The sequence below is a fragment of the Campylobacter sp. RM16190 genome (assembly GCF_012978835.1).
GTDB lineage: Bacteria > Campylobacterota > Campylobacteria > Campylobacterales > Campylobacteraceae > Campylobacter_A.
Window position 1 is genome coordinate 1 of record NZ_LIWS01000014.1, and the last position, 18,422, is coordinate 18,422.

15 protein-coding genes are annotated in these 18,422 nt (G+C 31.4%); 4 read left to right on the plus strand and 11 right to left on the minus strand.

Translation table 11 applies throughout. The features are described from left to right. Together CDOM16190_RS10595 and CDOM16190_RS10055 are read left to right on the plus strand one after the other, a co-directional pair. The coding region (locus tag CDOM16190_RS10595; RefSeq protein WP_211437447.1) for a hypothetical protein at positions 1–322 on the plus strand (322 nt) is incomplete at its 5' end. Continuing rightward, positions 312–860 (plus strand): nucleotidyl cyclase domain-containing protein, encoded by a 549-nt coding sequence (locus CDOM16190_RS10055; RefSeq protein WP_170020648.1) that lies wholly within the window; start codon positions 312–314, stop codon positions 858–860. The genes CDOM16190_RS10595 and CDOM16190_RS10055, both read left to right, overlap by 11 nt. Before the next feature lie 20 nt (positions 861–880). Here CDOM16190_RS10055 and CDOM16190_RS10060 read toward each other — a convergent pair whose 3' ends face one another. From CDOM16190_RS10060 to CDOM16190_RS10105, 11 genes are all read right to left on the minus strand, one after another. After that, complete coding sequence (locus CDOM16190_RS10060; RefSeq protein ID WP_170020650.1) at positions 881–1,576, minus strand: hypothetical protein; 696 nt, start codon at positions 1,574–1,576, stop codon at positions 881–883. 117 nt (positions 1,577–1,693) lie between these two features. After that, positions 1,694–1,825, minus strand: a complete 132-nt coding sequence (locus tag CDOM16190_RS10870; RefSeq protein ID WP_283956950.1) for a hypothetical protein — start codon at positions 1,823–1,825, stop codon at positions 1,694–1,696. Between the two features lie 75 nt (positions 1,826–1,900). Continuing rightward, positions 1,901–3,529, minus strand: coding sequence for a hypothetical protein (locus CDOM16190_RS10065; RefSeq protein WP_170020652.1), 1,629 nt, complete (start codon positions 3,527–3,529; stop codon positions 1,901–1,903). Between the two features lie 30 nt (positions 3,530–3,559). Continuing rightward, positions 3,560–3,892: a sigma factor-like helix-turn-helix DNA-binding protein gene (locus CDOM16190_RS10070; protein WP_169937053.1), complete on the minus strand. Its 333-nt coding sequence runs from the start codon at positions 3,890–3,892 to the stop codon at positions 3,560–3,562. Between the two features lie 62 nt (positions 3,893–3,954). Then, a complete protein-coding gene (locus tag CDOM16190_RS10075; RefSeq protein ID WP_170020654.1) occupies positions 3,955–5,499 on the minus strand; it encodes a hypothetical protein in 1,545 nt (514 codons plus the stop codon). 123 nt (positions 5,500–5,622) lie between these two features. After that, a complete protein-coding gene (locus CDOM16190_RS10080; protein WP_170020656.1) occupies positions 5,623–7,305 on the minus strand; it encodes a hypothetical protein in 1,683 nt (560 codons plus the stop codon). Then, on the minus strand, positions 7,292–7,513 hold the full coding sequence (locus CDOM16190_RS10085; protein ID WP_169937480.1) for a helix-turn-helix domain-containing protein: 222 nt from the start codon (positions 7,511–7,513) through the stop codon (positions 7,292–7,294). Before CDOM16190_RS10085 ends, CDOM16190_RS10080 begins: the two co-directional genes overlap by 14 nt. 115 nt (positions 7,514–7,628) lie before the next feature. Further along, positions 7,629–8,375 (minus strand): hypothetical protein, encoded by a 747-nt coding sequence (locus CDOM16190_RS10090; RefSeq protein WP_170020658.1) that lies wholly within the window; start codon positions 8,373–8,375, stop codon positions 7,629–7,631. 9 nt (positions 8,376–8,384) lie between these two features. Beyond that, a complete protein-coding gene (locus CDOM16190_RS10095; protein ID WP_170020659.1) occupies positions 8,385–9,515 on the minus strand; it encodes a tyrosine-type recombinase/integrase in 1,131 nt (376 codons plus the stop codon). Positions 9,516–9,523: 8 nt separating this feature from the next. Beyond that, the gene (locus CDOM16190_RS10100; RefSeq protein ID WP_170020661.1) at positions 9,524–10,705 is read right to left on the minus strand and encodes an ATP-binding protein; all 1,182 of its coding nucleotides are present in this window, start codon (positions 10,703–10,705) and stop codon (positions 9,524–9,526) included. Between the two features lie 410 nt (positions 10,706–11,115). Next, on the minus strand, positions 11,116–14,823 hold the full coding sequence (locus CDOM16190_RS10105) for a DUF4214 domain-containing protein (protein ID WP_170020663.1): 3,708 nt from the start codon (positions 14,821–14,823) through the stop codon (positions 11,116–11,118). A 1,285-nt stretch (positions 14,824–16,108) separates the two neighbouring features. Between CDOM16190_RS10105 and CDOM16190_RS10110 the strand changes: the two genes are divergently transcribed. Beyond that, on the plus strand, positions 16,109–17,353 hold the full coding sequence (locus tag CDOM16190_RS10110; RefSeq protein WP_170020665.1) for a tyrosine-type recombinase/integrase: 1,245 nt from the start codon (positions 16,109–16,111) through the stop codon (positions 17,351–17,353). A gap of 9 nt (positions 17,354–17,362) precedes the next feature. Beyond that, positions 17,363–18,355 carry a hypothetical protein gene (locus CDOM16190_RS10115; RefSeq protein WP_170020667.1) on the plus strand — a complete coding sequence of 331 codons (993 nt, stop codon included), beginning with the start codon at positions 17,363–17,365 and terminating at the stop codon, positions 18,353–18,355. Positions 18,356–18,422: the final 67 nt, after the last annotated feature.

The following is an 18,422-nucleotide window of genomic DNA, read 5'->3' on the forward strand; positions in this document are numbered from 1 at the left end:
ATACGCCTTAAAGATAATAGACAGATGCTGTTGGTTTAAATTTGGATCAAAAAGCTTTTATAAAAAAGCCCTTTTAACAGCATTAAGGGAGGCAAATACACCAAATGACTTTGCCAAAATCAAGCAGCGAATAGAAAACTTGAATAAAAAAATGGGCTTTAAATTTTCAAAAATATATAAAATTTGCTCTCAAAAATCTATAAATGCAGATAAGCTAGTATATGAGAACTATACCTTGTATTATGGACTTAACCACAGTAGGGTCTATGCTCATTTTTGGGATTTTGTATATTTAATCAAGGGGATAAAAAATGGTCTTTGATGAACTTAAAAAATGTATCCAAAATACTGATAAAAAGGAACTTAGTAAGCAACTAGGCTATGTGAGAGAAGTAAATTTTAGTAGAGCTTTGTTTAACTTGGAGCGTGCTAGTAGCTTAGATAACTTTTTTGGTTATGGACACTTTGACTGGTGTCATAGTTCAAAGACCTTGATTTTAGAGATTGGAAAGTTTTTTGGGCTTGATATTTTGAGTGATTTAGATGCATCTAGCAAGCTTAGAGAAGAAAAAGAGGCAAACAATCTCACAGTTAAAATTTTAACAGATTTTAAAGCTAAAAATGAGCCGATATTAGAGCTAAAGATGCTTACAGACCTTCAATATATTAGCCTTTATACGCTAATTGATGAGCTTTGTTTTAAAACCAAAAATGAAAAACTAAGAATAATTGGCAATTTTTTAGCAAAACATACCAAAACCAAGCCAAGATTGCCTATTTTTGGGAAGATTGTGGGATATGAGGTTGAAATTTTAGGAGAGAGTTTTGTGTTTGATATATGCGGAAAGGTTAAGCCCTAAAATTTAGGGCTTAGTTTAATCTAAGATATTTTTTCTACTTTTATTATAAAATTAACAAAAGGATAAATTTCTATAATTTCTCCTATTCTATTTTGATAATTTATAGGATCATTGAGTTTCCAAGTTATGACATAACTTGGCTTATTTGTTTCACATTCTCCATTGCAACAAGCATCATACAAACCTTGAGCATATTCTTCAGCGCTTTTATTTAAGATTTCTTGGTTAAATCCATTCTTTGACTTGTTAGACAAAAATGTTGGAGCTATAATAAATGCGATTTTATAACTATATCCTAAGTTTTGATAAAGATCCTTCAAGCTATCTTTTGTAATATCCGAAATTTGAATCATCGTCTTATTCAGTCTTTTTTTGGCATATCCATATAAAGATACATTTGCATTTCTATGGAAAAAGTGCTTTACTTCTATAAAAAAATTCCGCTTATTATACTCTGTTAGTATATCCACTCTTCTATTATTTTCTTTTAAATTTTTAAATGGTTCTTCAAGCCAAATATTACCTGTTACTTTATGAATTGCCGGTATTAATGCAGACATTGCACAACGCTCGTTGAACACAAAATGAAACTGCCTCCATAGCTTATATGTATTAAGTTCTTCATTGGCAAAATTTTCTACTATCTTATAAAAAAATTCATCTAGTCTATTATCTTTTTTCTTCATATAGTTCACAATAGCTATTTCTAGCTCCATGGACATCCTTTTAAAATTCATTTTTTATTAATTATATAATAAATTCCTAAACTTCAACTAGTTGATATGTACAAAATTTAATTACTAAAACTTATAATTTAGCCTCATTATTATTTTCTAAACAGCTTTTATATTAAAGCCAAACTCATCTTGGCCATACATATAATCTTCATAAAGCTCATTGAAAATTTTGTAATCAAATTCACCCTTACCAGCCATTTTTTCGGCAAATTTTATTATTTTATCCACTTTCTCCCATTCAAAATCTTCATTAGCTATAAAAATTTTATCTCTACACCCTTTATTTCACTCATTCTTATCCCTCTACCAAAAATACCTGTCATTAAAAATATCGCTTTCATTTCCAATATCAGGTAAATCTCGCCCATTAAGCAAAAGCTCAATAGCAAGTTTTCTATTGTCCAAATACCATAAAGCATCTTGAGCTGTATGTAAGATATTCTCAAAACTAATACACTTATCACGTTTGAGTTTAAGACACTCCAAGCTCATATTTTCTTGTTTGCACCTTAAGAAATTCTCAGCCAATACACCATATCTAATAAAACTATCTTTATCCAAATTTTCAAAGACATTTATGCAGGCCTGCTCTAAAAACTCCGGGGCAATCTTATAGATTAAATTAAGAGTGCAATCTAGTTCTTTGTGATTTTTATGCTCTTTTAAAAGCTCAACTATCATTTGACAAAGTGACTTTGCTGCATTAAAATCCAAAAAATTATTAGCTAAAATTTCAGTCGCATCTAACAACTCGTCATATTCCGCTTTTAAAGCCTTGTTTAAAACCATCCGCTTTATCCAAAGCTTTTTTCCAAAGATATGAGCTAGGGCTAATAAAAAATACACATTTTTATTTTTAGATATTTTCTTTGCAATTTTCTCCGCCAAATCCAGCTCATCAAAATCACAGATCAAAATTTCAAGCAAATCTTCGGCACCACCAAAAACTCCATCAAAGTCTAGTTTGAAAGATAAATTTAGCATTTCATAAGCCCTATTCTTGTCAAGTTTAGCCATCTTTTTTATAATTTTTGATATTTCGTAGCTTGAGCTAAAGCCACTTTTGTTCATATAGAGCTCAAAAGCACGTTCTAAAAGCTCAATTTTATTCTCACAAAAATCAGAAAGCTTTAAAAAATCACCAGAATTTTTGGCAATTTTCATTCCTTTTTGTATCGTGATTTGTTTGATTTGGGGTAGTTCTTTAAAAAGCCCAAAAAGTCCTTCAAGCATATAAAAACTATCTTGTTTTTCTATCTTTTTTGGTAAATTTAGAGCTAGCCAAGCATGTGAAACAAGTCCTAGCTTCAGCCCTTTTTTAAGAACTTTCCTACTAAAAAGTAAATCTTCATGGCTTAAAGCTTTTTGATAAAGCGACCTAGCAATATGGTGTTTTCTTAATGTGTATGCCTTTATTGCCATTTTGTAATAAAAGTAACCATATCCTGCATTATATTGAAGTGCATCTATAAAAAGCTTTTCTACTTCATCGCCAATAATCAATCCTATTTTGGCAAAATTTAGCATATTGTAGTAACAGTTTTCATCTTTTATATTTGACTTTGCTAGATCAAAAAGTTTTTTACACCAGGCAATATCTTTCCAAAATTTATGCACCCTAATAGCTAAAAATGCAAAGTCAGCTCCGCTTTGACACAAACTTTCCATAAAACAAAATATTTTTTTAGCTAAATCTTTTTGCCCTTTTTCAATTAGCCTTGTTCCCACGTCATCCCAAACAAAGATAATGTGCCACCTACGCGAAAATGAAGCTGTGCAAAGCTGCAAAATCAGATCAAATTCATCAACAGTAATCCACTTACCGACCATTCCTTCGAGCACACGAAATGGTATATCTTTACCTAAAGAATAGTCTGCATAATAAAGTCTAGAGATCTTGTGAAGCTTGTGTAGTTTTTCACAATTTGACATATTAAATCCTTAAAATCAATTATCAAATCTCTACAGCCTTGTATAATTATAAAAATTTTTCATTATTTTCGGATGTTTGAGTTTTTTAATGGCAGCTGATTCTATCTGCCTTACACGCTCACGACTCACTCCTCCAAGAGCAGCGCCTATCTCCTCGAGTGTGTATTCGCCACCGCCTTTTATCTTGGAGTTAAAAGCTATGTTTTTAACATTCAATACACTGACAATTTTTGATAGATCGCTATTTATATGCTTTAGAGCAAATTTTTGACTTTGATCTAGATTTTGTTCATTTAGCAGGCTTTTTACTTTGTTTTTTAGCTCATTTGCTTCATCTAAAAGATCTAAAATTACAGTTTTCATTCTTATTCCTTTATATAAAATTTTAATTGAATTTTTGAGGTTTTGTCAAACGCCTATTTAATTTATTCGTCAAACTTTAAAGCAATTTCAAGTGCCATCTCATCATCTTTTAAAATATCATGCACAAGCCTTGCAACATAGAGCCTATTATCATAATTTTGACACTTTTTAAGCTCTTTCTTTATACACTCTTTTGCCTTATCAATATCACCCAAATATCTAAAATATTCAGCTGCCCTAATCAATGAACAGTTAAAACCTAAAGCTTTTTCACAAGCAAGTCTTAAAATTTGCTCATCTGTTACGTTTTTATAAATTTGTCTAAGTATAAAATCACAGTCATCAGACCTTTTCACAAGCTTAACAGCCTTCAAATAAAGCTCATCGGCTGTTTCACAATCAAAAAACTCCTCTACTAAATAATCAGCTAACTCAATAAAATCCAAAGCATCTTTACACTTCTTTTCAAACATTCTATAAGGTTCCTTCATCCACTCACTATAGCCCATTAAACCCATAGCGACATTTATCCTATGACTTAAATCTTCAAGATTTTTAGCTTCATTTATCCAAATTTGTAATTTGCCTTTAACTAATTCACACTCACCAAAATACTTGATTAAAATTTTAGCCGTGAGTTCATTGAATCCTTTCTTTTGCTCTAAATTTTCTCTTACCATTTCAAATTCACTGCAATATTCACATAATGCGTCTAAAATAATCTCACTATCTTTAAATTTTCTAAGCCCGTCAAGCAAAAACTCACGCGTAACTTCCTTTCCAAAGCACTCATATATGAATTGCGCCGTCTCGCTAAATTCACTTGGGTAGTTAGCTATTTGCATTAGCTTTTTGGTTGCTAGGGCTCTTAAATTTTCGCCCTTTTGGCTAAATTTGGCAAGCTCTAAAATATCTTTAAAGGCTTTAGTTTTATCAAGCCAGATATGCGCAAAATAAAGAGCAGTTTCTCGCTCAATGACATCCTTGATGTTTTCTAAAAAATAAACTGGACAATATTTGCTGAGTTTTAAAGCTTTTAAGATATAACTTTTTGCAATAGAATAAAGCCCTAAAAAATCCACAATACCATCAAGTCTATAAACCTCAAGTCCCATTTCGTAGTAAAAATGTGGATCATACTCACTATACGTTAATGCCTCTCTAGCCAAATTTATACTTTGTCGCTCGTCTAACACTCCAATTTCAATGAAATTTAGCATATTGTAATGACAGTTGTGAGTTTTTGTTGCTTTCTTACCAAACTCATAAAGTCTTTTACACCACTCTTTATCTGCTAAAATTTCATTAATCCTAATAGCCAAAAACGCATAGTCATACCCGGTTTTACAATAACTTTGCATGATTTCAAGCATTTTTCTGGATCCTGCCAAATCGCCATTTTTAGCCATCATAGTAGCTAAATCGTCCCACAAAAATAGATTGTGCCCACTTCTTAAGCCAATGTCTAAATATTGCTTAAATACTCTACTAAAATCATTGCCAAGCTCTTTCTTTAAGTGTAAAATTGCCGGTTTTTCATCAATCTCATAATCTAAATAACGATATCTACAATGCGGACAAAGCAAGTGAAGTTTTTCTGTATTCAATTTAAGCCTTTTTGGAGTTTATATCTGTACATACAAATTTGGCTTAGTAAAATTTTAGGGGATTTACTAAATTTTCTAAAAATTTATGCAATTATGTATAGATTTGTAACATTTTTATTCATTTTACATATCAATAGTTACCAAAGAACTACTTTTTGGTTCAATCTCGTCTTTAATCTCTGGTAAATATTGAGAGATTAATTTTAAAGTTGGGCTAAATTGTTTTACTATTATTTTAAATAAATCTATTGCTTTGTTTTTAAAGCTATCAAGGAGGCTTATTTGTGATTTTAGCTCCTTATTTTCATTCCTTATTTTTGAATTTTGCTCTGAGATATTTTGTATGTTTTCAAATAACTCATCCAATTGATTTTGCTGATGATGAATTATTTCGCTTTGATTGTTTATAGTATACTGATTTTCATAGATTATGTTTTCTAGATTTTGTATCTCATTTTGTTTTGCGATTATTGCTTGATCTTTCTGCTTATATTTATGTATTTGCTCTTGCAATTTTTTGTCTAGGTCACTGTTTTCTATTTTTAATATTTGATTTTCTTTTACAAGCAAAACAACATCTTTAGTTGCATCCATAATTTCTTTTTGCTGATTGTTTTGCTCTGTCAACTGCTTAATTTGTGTAGCTTTCATAGTTATTTCTTGAGTCAAATTTGATATTGTTACAGATTGTTCTTTGGCAGTATTATGAATATTTGACAAATTCTGCTTTAAAGATTTATTTTCTATTTTTAGCTCATCATTTTCACTCACAATAGCTAAATTTTGAGTTTTTATTTTATCTAGATCTAACAATTCTTTCGTTAATTGCTCGACTTTTGCATGTAGCTTTGTATCTGAATAAAGATAAATTTTATCTGCAAATTCTTCCTTTGCTGCTTTAAAAATTGTATCCATAAGAGGTATGACATTCTTTTTTTCAAATCTATAAAATTCCTCTCCAAAAAATGGTTTTTCTTTGGTAAAAAACTTACCGATCAAACTTTTTATTTTATTTTTTAATGAATTTTCAAACTCTTTTTCTTGCTTGTACTCTCGCTCGGTCTGGTGCATTTCTTGTAAAGTTTTGTGCTTACTCTTGGTGCCATTTACACCGCGTATAGCAATACCGGAAAAAGCCTGAGCTAATAAATCCTGCAAACTAGAACCAAATTTTGACATTTCTTTTTTGCCACTAAAACGCAAATTTGCATGTTTCTCCATGTCATAGTTTGTAAAAATAATTTGGAAATGCTTAGTCTTTTCATAATTGTGTTCAGCTACAAGCAAACAATCAACTTTATATTTTGCTGAGTACATGTTAATAAATCTAGTAATTTCTTGGGTAAAATCATGATTGTTTATTACATTAATTTCAGCTTGGCTTAACCCCTCTTTTGCATCTTTTCTTCTTTCACTTCCAAAGCTGACTACTATCTCACTAAATGGTGTCATATCCTTTCGCCAAGATTTTTTCTTAACATTTCCGTTTTTAGTAGTATAAGTTTGCTTTTCATAGTCGGTTTTAATGTTTTCAAAATAATCATCAACTACTTCATTTATGTGTTTTTCATTGCTATAAATTTGATGGTTAAACTCTTTGCTATTTTTACTCAATAAAGACATAACCCCATAAGGCTCCGTGCGAACCCAATATCGATTAAATTTAGGTTCATGTCTTAAATATCTTATGTTTTTTAGTTGATTACTTTCACGGATATTATGACGATACCTTTCACATGCTTTTTCTTTTGTAAGAAAGTCACATCTGCCGCATAAATTAATATTAAAACCGTTAACAACTAGCATTTTTAATCTCTGTTATAGTTGGTACCGTATGAGCTTCAAGCCATGCATCAAGCAGCATCCTGTCATATCTTATTATACGGTTGATTTTTACATATGGTATTATGCCTTTCATTCGATATTTTGCTTGAGTGTTTATAGCTATTCCATAAATTTCTTTTACCTCAAAAGTCGTAAGCCAACGTTTTTCACTTAATTCTGCACTATTCATTTTAAATAATCCTAATATTATTTTTGAGAATAATAACGTAAACATAATTTTTAAAAACACATTTTTTTATTAAAAATTTTAGTTTTTTTGAGGAAATTCTATAAAAAATAGAATATTATTTATTGTAGTTCCATATAGGAGAAGGTAATTTTTTTAGCTCTTGTTCATGTATCAAAAAGTCTATTCCTTCATCAAGCGCTATAACAAAATCATTTCTATTAATACGCTCAGATATTTTTAGATTATTTGTCCGCGATAAATAATCTAAACAGCTATTTATTTCATTAATATAACTTTTATAATTAATTTGTACACATGCAATAAAATTTACTTCTATTCCTAGACTCAAACCTTGGTCTATTAAAAGCCACATGCTATCTAATGTTTTTTTATATTTTTTGTTTTTAAAATAAAGAATGCTATTGATTTTTGTAGTAACATATAAAAAGACTAAATATCCAAGGAAATGCAATAACCCATCTTTCTGTTTAAAAGAGACAAACAAGTCGTTTATTTTTTCTTGTCCGAAACCTTTTTTGCAAGTCAAATTTTTTAAATTATTAATCTTTGTAGCTTTATCTTTACTACTATAATATATTAAAATTTTAATATATTCTATCGTTTTTAATAAATCCATATGCTCATCATTAATATTAACAAACATGTAATTTTCAAAAAATGGAACAAGTCTATCTCGAGAGTAGTCTATAACTCTATCAACATAATAGGAAGGCCACAAAAGCAAATTGACATCCTTATGAAATACTTCAAAACAATTATAAAAAGCAGATTTTTGGATAATATCTATTACTCTATGTGGATTAGTCTCAAAAACTACAGCATTTCCGTCTAATTTATTCATAACTCATCTTTATACTACAATATTTTCTAACATCTCAAGTGCCTTGCAACTATTATTATAAGTATCGTATGTGACGTAGTGTTTGTATGTCACGCCGTCTCTTTTGTGCGTTAAATGATCTTTAATTATATCGCTGTTTGCTCCTAATTCCTCAAGCGCAGAACTGCTTATATGTCTTGTCCCATGCAATTTAAAGTCATCAAAACCTACAAATTTATCAAGTTTAGCTTTTTGCCTATCTGTATTCTGGATGGGTTCGCCAGTTTTTGGGTTTCCAAATACAAGACCGTGTTTATCGGCTGGTATTTGCAGAATAGCATCTTTTACGAGTTGCGGAAGCGGCTTTTTATAATCATTTCCATTTTTAGTATCTAGCAAATAATATACATCATTTTGCAAATCAATATTTTCCCATTTTAAGCTAGTCACTTCACCTTTACGCCTGCCATATAGACACAGCAAGAAAAATCCTCTCCAAAAAGGATCATCTTTATATAGTTCCATAATCGCCATTTTTAGCTTATAGAATTTGTCAACTGCATCTTTTACTATAATCTTTTTTGTTTGTGAAGTTACTTTTGTAAGTAAGCTACAAGGATTTACTACTATTAGCTGATTTCTCAGTGCTATATCAAACATTTCTCCCAAAATTCGTCTTGTGTTGTCATATGCCGTGCGTTTTGACAATATTTGTATTTTTCCTACTACTTGATTAAATTTTCCGACATGCATTAAATTATATATGATTTCATCTATCTGTGCAGCGATAACATCTATAACAATTTCTTTACCAATGCTATCCTGTAAATAAGTCTCATAAAATGCAATGTCGCTAGCGACTGACTTTTTACTGCTATCCTTTTTGCTTTTCCATAGCTCAAATAGATCATTTACTCTGGTGGTGTCTTTAAATTTTAGACCTTTTGCTTGCTTATTTATATTTTCTAACCACTTTATAAGCTCTTTTTTGGCTTCAATCTTATACTCTCGTTTACTCCATCCACTACGTAAATCCAAAATAAGTACTTTCGTAAAGTATTTGCCACTTATGACTTTTCTCAGCAAAAATACATTTGGTTTTGCTTTATGTATAAATAAGCAAGTTTCAACTTTTTCGTAATCACGTTTATTAATCGCCATTTTAACACCTAATACAATAATCCAAAAAGCCAAAGCGGTATCTTATTGCCGCTTCCAACCTCTATCTCATCGGTAGCTATATATGAGTTTTCAATATCCTTTATCTGATCAAACCCTTTATTTTTCCCACCGACTTCAAATATAAATTTGTCATCTACGATAAAGTCTCCTTGTTTTGGGATATTTAGCTTATGTTTTATTTTTAGTTGATTAGCAAAAAAAGTTTCTCTTATAGTGCCTACCTTACAATCATTGCCGTAAGCATAAATTAAATTTGTGTTATTCATATATATTTTTGCAGGTTTTACTAACTTACTAAGTCCTCTGCTTTGCTCATCTATCATATTAACCAGTCTTGCATCGTTTAAATAGGCAATATAATCATATAGTTTAGCCCTGCTTATCTCAGCAAGAGCTGCGATTTTAGTATAGTTCACTTCAAATGGCTCGCTTTGACAGACTACTTCAAGCAGTTTTTTAAGCTTATAAGTATATTTTTGCTCAACCAGACCCAAAGATGTTAGATCGACATCTATGCTTAGATTAATAGTATTTAATAAGCTTTCATAGTATGAGCTTTGCTTATTAAAGTAAAATGGATAATAACCAAATTTAAGATATTTTTTAAATTGACTTAGCTTTATTTTTAAATCATTCGCGATTGTCTGATGATCTTTTAGTATAGTTTCTAAACTAAATTTATCTATTGTCATACCGCTTTCAAGCTCTAAAAACTCTCTAAAACTAAGACCTTCTAGACTAAATACACTAACTCTACGCGATAAATCACTCTTTGCATTTAGTATGCTTACGGCAGATGAGCCTGTAAAAATTACGCTCAAAGGACTCATGTCGTATATGGTTTTTAAGTGTGCAGCAAAATCTTCGTATTTATGTACTTCATCCAACAAAAGATATTCTCCGCCACTGTCTACAAACTCAAAGGCAAGTTCACTGAGGCTAGTAGAGCCTAAAAACGGATAGTCAAGACTTATGTATAGAGCTTTTTTGTTTTGAGCTTTTAATTCAAGTAGCCTTTGAAAAAGCATTGTGGTCTTACCTGTACCACGGGCTCCTACTACACCGATAAGCTTTTCGCTAAAATCAATTTCATTATATAAATAACGCTTGTATGTCGTATTAAAATTTTTAAGAAATCTATCTTGATACTGCTCTATTAAATTTAACATTTTTATCCTTTTATGTAATCGTCTATAAGTGTAGACAATATTAAGGCATGGTAGCATGAAAATTTTAAATTGTCAACGTCTATGAACGTTTATGATATAGTATTTTATTTAAAAATTTATGCTTAAAATTTAATATGTGATGTAATACGGTTATATTATAAAAATAGGCTATGTTAAAATATAGTATTGATTATGATATTTTAGATTTCAAAAAATGTAACTAAATATTGTATAAAAGACGATAATGTCTGAAATCAACAATCGATGTCAATAGCTTCTAAATTTGTAGTATATCTTTGGCGTTTTACAAATATAACGATTTATATTAGTATTTTGTCAAGAAATAATAGAACTTATAAATAAGAGTGTAAATCATAGACTCAGCTTATGCCGAGTCTATGATCTTTGAATTAAGCTATAGCTATATTAGCATTGCCTAAAGCAATTTCGCCTTCCAAAATACCTATTAATGTAATATCGGCATCATCATTAAGACCATCGCCACCTTTAACATCTACAAGGTAAAGTCCTGTTTTGTTATCACTTCCTATTATAGATATTATTGCTTTTGTTTCAACTGCTAAAGCATCTAAGCCTGTCTTATTAAAAGGTTTACCATCAGCATCAAATAAATCATCAAATTTTATTTGATCTGCTGCTTTAGGACTTCCTTTTATACTATAAATTTTGTTTCCTGCAAAACCTTGTTTATTGGCATCGGCCTCTATTGCTTTCTCAACAGTAGATGCAGTTACACCTAAAGCTCTAAAATCTATTTTATCATCAGCAGCAAAGCCCACTATAGCTAGCTTATCTTTAGCCAATACTTTGCCAAGCGTAATAGTATCAACGCCTCTGTTTTGAGCCAAATCTAAAGTAAGCTTATGATCATATGATTTTATGTTAGTTAAATTGATACTCTTTGCGTCCTGTGATTCAATATCTGAAACTTTAATATTTTGACCAAGAATTATGCCTATATTTTTTTCACTGATTATGCCAAATTCCTTAGAAGTAAGCAAAGTGTCAAGATCTATAGTTAATTCTTCTATACTATCAAATGTTGCCTTATCAAGATTTGCTTTATTAATTGTTTGCGCCTCATCACCCGTACTATTAATTGTTATCTTATCCTGATCATTAGCTTCAGTTCCTTTAAATACAACATCTTTTATAGCATTTCCATCTTCTTTAAAGTTTTTGGTCTTGGTTATACCTGATTCAAGTTGCTCTACATATACTTTTTTATCAGCTTTAGTAACCTTAAGAGTATACTTATCCGCTCCTGCTTCTGTTGTTACGTATTTATTACCGCTCTCTTCAACAGTAGCATTAACATATTCCGCACCTTTTAGCAGGTTTTTGCCTTCAACTTGTTTGTATGCTTTTGCAAATTGATATTGCGCAGCAGCTGTTAAAGTAAATTCCTTACCGGAGATAATAACTTTATCAATTTCAACCGTATTTATTTGCGCAGGATCGAAATCCTCAGGAATTTTCACATTTAGCTCAGCTCCATCTTTTACTTGGATTTTCATAAGCTTTCCGGCTTCTAATATAAATTTAGCCTCATTGTTTTCTGCAAAATTTGATAATTCTTTTAACTTAGCATCAGGAATTGCTTTAATAGTAGCAAAATCTGCAGGGTTTTTTAGAGTATATACAGGATCAGAGTCTGCTTCCCCTACTTTTACTTTTATTACTTGATCATTACTATTAAAATAGTATTTCTTAGTGTCAATTTTTATTGCGTCAAGCTTATTCTGATCGTTTGCAAATATCGTATTTGCACCAATAGTTCCATTTACAACTTTTCCGTTAATTAGAGGAAATTTCACATCACCTACTGCTTTTTCGGTAATACTTTCAATGCTTGCCAGTTCCGTTTTTTCAGCATCTGCTAATGCATACTCTCCGGCAGCTATTTTTATTTTCTTTACTTTAGAGTCGGCTAAAACTATGCTATGTCCTTGTTGCTCAGTATCATTTATTGAAAAACTATTGTCTGCGATAGCAGCTTTTGATAAGTTGGCGTAGCTTGCCTCTGTATTTCCCGAAGGAATAAATCCTTTTGTATCTTTAAAAGCCGCTTGTAATTTGCCATCTTTAAGTATGAAGTTTATCTCTTCCGCTCCATTTTTAAATGTGGTCGCTTTAGTATCGGATTCTTTTACAAGCACAACTTTATTATCTAATGTTGCATTTGGTTCTAAATCATCAGATTCTTTATCTATCTCATATAGTTTATTATCTTCTCCAACTACAAGTGTTTTTCCGTCATTTACTGTTCCTCCGGTTATATCGACTATATACTTACTGTCGGCACTCTTATAGACATTTGTATCTCCGTCTTTTTCAAGGATAACGGCTTTAAACTTATCTGCCAATAGCTTAGTTATTTCTACCCCTTCTTTATTTTTTGCCTCTTCAAAAGCCGCTCTGGCATCTTCTGCTACCTTTTTCAAATCAGGATTTGTCTGATCATGAGCAAGGATTTGGTCAGCAGCTTCAAGCTCAGCGGCTTTTAAATCCACATTTGCTTTTATTATGGCAATCTTATCATCCTGTATTTTTCTTTCCGCTTCTTGTTTTGCATGCTTTGCATCATTTTTTGCTTGTTCCGCTTTATTTTTTGCTTCGGATGTTTGTGCATATACCTTATTTGCTTTATCCAAATTTTCCGCTGCTTTATCTATAAACTGTTGTGTTGTTTTATCTGTTGGTTGCAAGTTTTGTAAAGCTGCCAAAGCTTTGATCTTAGCTTCTACAGATGCTTTTTTTTCAGGAGTATCCATAGCTAGATGATTCTTCGCTTCTTCTATTACTTCTTCAATTGTTTTTTCTCCAACATCGCCTTTACTGTCTTTTATAACATTTTCTACAGCCTTATCAAAATCAGCTCTATCAAGAGCCTCTTTGGCATTTTTTATAGCGGCATCAAGAGCTTTTTCCTTAGCTAAGAAATTTGCTATATCCTTTTCGTCTTTTGCGACCTTTTTCTCCTCTTCAGCTAAATTTGCTTTCTTTTCTGCTACGTTAGCCTTATTTATTGCCATGTCTCTTTCGAGAAGAGTTATGGTATCTGGAAGCTTTTCTATCTCTTTTTTGGCAGCTTCTAATTTAACTTTTTCAGACTCGACTGCACCGGCTATCTGCTGATTAATATCTTCTAGCATTTTTTCTTTATTATTACCGTTTGCAGGTTTTGTTATCACAGTTTTTACTATAGCCGTTATATCTTTTTCTAGTTTAGCTAGCTTTAGCGCTTCATCTTTCGTTTTTAAATTTTCTTCCGCCTCTTTAGCTTTTTTATCAAGCTCTTGCTGTTTGATCTCATCAGGAGTAGGTTTTGGGCTTGGACTACCGCCTGAACTTCCACCGCTTCCGCCGCCTGAATTACCGCCGCTACCGCCAGGAGGTGTTGGTGTAGGAGGTGTTGGTACGGAAGGATATATATTGGTATCTACTGTAGTCGAGTTTAAGGCTTTCTCTATTGCCGCACTATCCGATGATGGGAATATCGCTTTTAAAGAATCTGCAATTGTTTTATCATCAGATATTTTTAATTTTCCTTTAAGCGCTTCTTGTTTAATAACTTGAGCTATTTGAGTTGGAGTGCTTGTATCTTTGATGTTTTTTAATATCGCATTAAATCCGGAAATTTTTTCAAGAATTGTGCCTGATTCAGGAACATCTGCAATTACTTTTGATACGGCTTCAGCTGCTTTTACTTTGTTTTTAAATAAATTTTGAGCTTTTATATCCTCGGGTTTTGTGTAAGTATTGTTGGCTGCCGCTTTAAGCATTTCAGTTACTATAAACGCTTTTGAATTGCCTGTATTTAATTTATCAACCCAAAACTTAACACCCTCCGCATCTTCCGCACTTGTTTTATTAAACAAATTTTTATAGATGTGATTTACGAAATCGGCATTAGCCTCTTTGCCAGCGAAATACTCTTTAGCCGGCTTACTGTCAAGCATCATTTGAGAAAGCTGAGTTATATCCAGCTTGTTTGCATTTGCAGTATCAAGCCAGAATTTATGACCTGCTCCTTCAGGTGCTCTGTTGAACATTGTAATATATAACGAACTTACATTACTACTTGTTATTGACATTATACTCCTTTTAAAAATAAAAATTTCGACAGACGATTATAGTAGTTTTTTGTCGGTTTGTAAAGTATTTTGGCCATTTACTATATTAAAATATAGAAATTTAAAAAATAAGATTTTTTATTACTATTAATATATATAAACTAAAATATATTATTAAGCTATAATATTTTATGTCTTAATTTTAAAAAGTTCTGTTAAAATATAGTGTTGATTGTAATATTTTAATTCCAAAAAATACAACTAAACATTGTGCAAAAGACGATAATGTCCGAAATTAGAAATCGATGTAAATAGCTTCTAAATTTGTAGTATATCTTTAGTGTTTTACGGATATAACGATTAAGATTAGTATTTTTTGCCAAAAAATATCAATGAAGTATTTTAATAGAGCCTAAAAATATATGGAATAAAATACAATGAAAGCTATTTTTAAATATAAAAAATTATTTTATTTGAAATGGCTATATATTTATGCTTAAAAGCATATCAATGCATTTTATAGTTGTCAATGATTATAAACAGATACAATCTGCTTATTTTAGATTAACAATTTCAGACAATGTGATATTTAATTTCTTTTTTAAACTTGAAAATCTTATAATCAATACTTTATTTTAACAGAGCCTTTAAAAAATATAAACACACAGATTAAAATCTGCATGTCGAAACAAAACACACAGATATACAATTTAAAATGGGTGCCATATTAGGTGCCATTTATTTAGGCATTTTTAGCAATTATTATAAATTAATATAAACATAATACCTAGTATTTTAGGGCTATATACAACATTATAAACTTTAAGAAATACTCAATAATTCGATTCTGCCTCTAACCACCATCTACTATTTTTTACAATCTAAAGCACTCTAACAAACCCCCTAAAATACGGACTTTGAGAGATTTTAACCCTCTAAAACAATCTAAACTAAACAGGCAAAGCCAAAGATTTAAAAACATTTTAAAAATATTTTTGGCAAAATTCTAAAAGTCAAGCGAAAAAATATTTTTAAAACTCACAAAATGCCCTATTCATCGGGCTTACAAAGCACTCCAAAAAATGTTTTAAAACGCTTGAAACGCCTAAAATAGGTATTTTGAAAGCTTAAAAAATACTCTAAATGAGAAAAATATTTTTAAACCTCATCAAGCTCCGTATTTTAGGCACTTAACGAGCATAAGACAGCGATTTTTAAAATATTTTTGACGGGTAATTTGATCCGAGAACTCCAAAAAATATTTTTAAATTGTCTCAAATAACGTATTTTAGGGAGTTAAGGCGATATGTCAAGAATAGTAAAGCCCCTTACCGATAAGCAGATAAGAGAAGCCAAGCCGAAAGACAAAGATTACAAGCTTACAGATGGCGACGGCTTAGGACTAATCGTAAGCAAGACAGGGCGCAAACGCTGGGTATTTGCTTTTATTAGTCCAGACACGGGCAAACCAAACAATACGGGGCTAGGCAATTACCCTGCTTTATCATTGGCGGAAGCTAGAGAAAAGCGAACCGAACTTAAAAAGCTAGTAATGAGCGGAGCAGACCCGATAATTGATAAGAAGCGCGCCAAAGCTCAAAGAATAAGCGATCATAACTGTAGCTTTGAAAAAGTCTTTAATGAGTGGCTGGAACTAGAAGCTAAGAGCATATTACCACAGACGTTAAAAACAAAGCGAGGGCGCATAGAAAATCACGTAATGCCGATACTAAAAGACAGGGGCATAAAAAGCATAACTCACGCCGAAATAGCGGTAATACTCAAAGAAGTATCAAAGGCAACCCCACAGACTGCCGAGATAATCAATCAAATTTTAAACCGCGTCTTTTTATTTGCCGTATCAAGTGGCTACACGGATATTAATATTATGGGCAATATTGACGCTAAGTCAATCATACCTAAAACAAAGGTGGAGCATTACGCTAAATTGACCGAGCGCGAGGACTTGAAAGCCTTTTTTAACTCTATTTACGACTACCCACATTTTGAGACGATTAAAAATGCGATGAAGCTATGCCTACACATACCGCTAAGAGCTGCGCCGTTATCGCGCCTAAAATGGAAGTATTTTGATCTTGAAAAAAGAATTTTAACAATACCAAGAGCCGAGCAAAAAATTAAGCGTAGCGAAATAGGCGATTTTAAATTGCCGTTAAGCGATGAGGTTATGCGAATACTCCAAGATCAAGCCAGACTAAGCAGAGCATACGAATACGTCTTTATTAATTCACACTTTAAAGACTGCATTCACAAAGACACAGCCACAAATGCAATTAAGGGCTTTGATTTTAGAGATAGACAGACGGGGCGAGTGGTAACGCTCCATAGCTTACGGGGTATTTTTATGACGCAAGCGTTTAATAATATGCAAAAGCACAAAGTAAGCAAAGAGGCTATTAAAAAAGTGCTTGATCATCTACACGGCGATAGAGTGGATTTAAGCTATTCAGAAAAAGCAGACTTTTTAGACGAGCTTAAAATCCTGCTTGACTGGTGGAGCGATTACATATTAGACATAAAAGATAATTAGGAGGGGTGAATGATTACAGAAGCAAGAAAATTAAAATTATCTGAAATTATCTTTAGTAATTTAGAGCATTTAGAGGCTGGATATTTAGAATTTAACGAAGAAAATTTTATTTTTAGAGATTTAAGTGAAAATCAAATATACGATTTAAGAAGAGCACTTGATTTTACGGACCACTTAAACACTTACGGCTTTAAGCAAAGTGTGACAAAAGGGGTTGGAGTAGCAAGCGGCAATAGTTTTAGTGAACGCGATTTTTTAAAAATTAAAGTTTTAAATAAAGACAGTGGTAAAAAAGAAACTATTCAATTAACGCACATTATTACAGATACGATACAGACTGACGAGGATAGTTTTTTAAAATTAAAATTTTACTCACGAATACCTGATTTTTGTGAAATTCCAAATTTTACTAAAAATAAGGCATTTGCATTCTACCCGCCTATTTTCGAGAAAATAAGAATAATAGAGCGAGATGATAGCATAGCCTACAATGAAACTTTTGCGCGCGCATTTTGCGAAGCGATACGCGAATACGCAACTTTTTTAAAATTTATTTACAAGCGCGACAACAGCAGAGTTTTAGATAATAAGGCTCCGCTAGATGTTGAACTAAAAAATAAAAAGTTTAAAAATATTATCAAGCAAGTTAATAAAACCAAAAAGCTATTTTTAGAAATGCAAGCAATAAGCGCATACCAAGCACAAATGGCACATGCTAGAAGCCCGCATGATTTTTTAAAGGCAGTTAAAAAAAGCGATAAAAACCAATCCGATATTTTAGAAAAGTTAGACGAGCTTTTAAATATTTTGGACAAAGAAGCCCAATATCAAGATAAAATTAGCAATGTTACAATAAGTAGCGCGAATAATAAATTTTCAAATAGTATTTTAAAGCTTTGTAATCGAGTAAAGAAACAGGGCATTAGCGAAACGGACTTAAATAAATCAGTAGAAAATTTACGCACTACAATTAGAGATTTAGCAAATTACAGTTTTAGATAATATACGAATAAATAAATTCTCTTAAAAAACATTAGAGAATTTATTTATTATTTTTTTTCTAATTCAA

Coding starts and splice junctions, on each gene's coding strand:
- CDOM16190_RS10055 (WP_170020648.1), top strand. CDS start 312: ATGGTCTTTGATGAACTTAAAAAATGTATCCAAAATACTGATAAAAAG.
- CDOM16190_RS10060 (WP_170020650.1), bottom strand. CDS start 1,576: ATGGAGCTAGAAATAGCTATTGTGAACTATATGAAGAAAAAAGATAAT.
- CDOM16190_RS10065 (WP_170020652.1), bottom strand. CDS start 3,529: ATGTCAAATTGTGAAAAACTACACAAGCTTCACAAGATCTCTAGACTT.
- CDOM16190_RS10070 (WP_169937053.1), bottom strand. CDS start 3,892: ATGAAAACTGTAATTTTAGATCTTTTAGATGAAGCAAATGAGCTAAAA.
- CDOM16190_RS10080 (WP_170020656.1), bottom strand. CDS start 7,305: ATGCTAGTTGTTAACGGTTTTAATATTAATTTATGCGGCAGATGTGAC.
- CDOM16190_RS10085 (WP_169937480.1), bottom strand. CDS start 7,513: ATGAATAGTGCAGAATTAAGTGAAAAACGTTGGCTTACGACTTTTGAG.
- CDOM16190_RS10090 (WP_170020658.1), bottom strand. CDS start 8,375: ATGAATAAATTAGACGGAAATGCTGTAGTTTTTGAGACTAATCCACAT.
- CDOM16190_RS10095 (WP_170020659.1), bottom strand. CDS start 9,515: ATGGCGATTAATAAACGTGATTACGAAAAAGTTGAAACTTGCTTATTT.
- CDOM16190_RS10100 (WP_170020661.1), bottom strand. CDS start 10,705: ATGTTAAATTTAATAGAGCAGTATCAAGATAGATTTCTTAAAAATTTT.
- CDOM16190_RS10105 (WP_170020663.1), bottom strand. CDS start 14,823: ATGTCAATAACAAGTAGTAATGTAAGTTCGTTATATATTACAATGTTC.
- CDOM16190_RS10110 (WP_170020665.1), top strand. CDS start 16,109: ATGTCAAGAATAGTAAAGCCCCTTACCGATAAGCAGATAAGAGAAGCC.
- CDOM16190_RS10115 (WP_170020667.1), top strand. CDS start 17,363: ATGATTACAGAAGCAAGAAAATTAAAATTATCTGAAATTATCTTTAGT.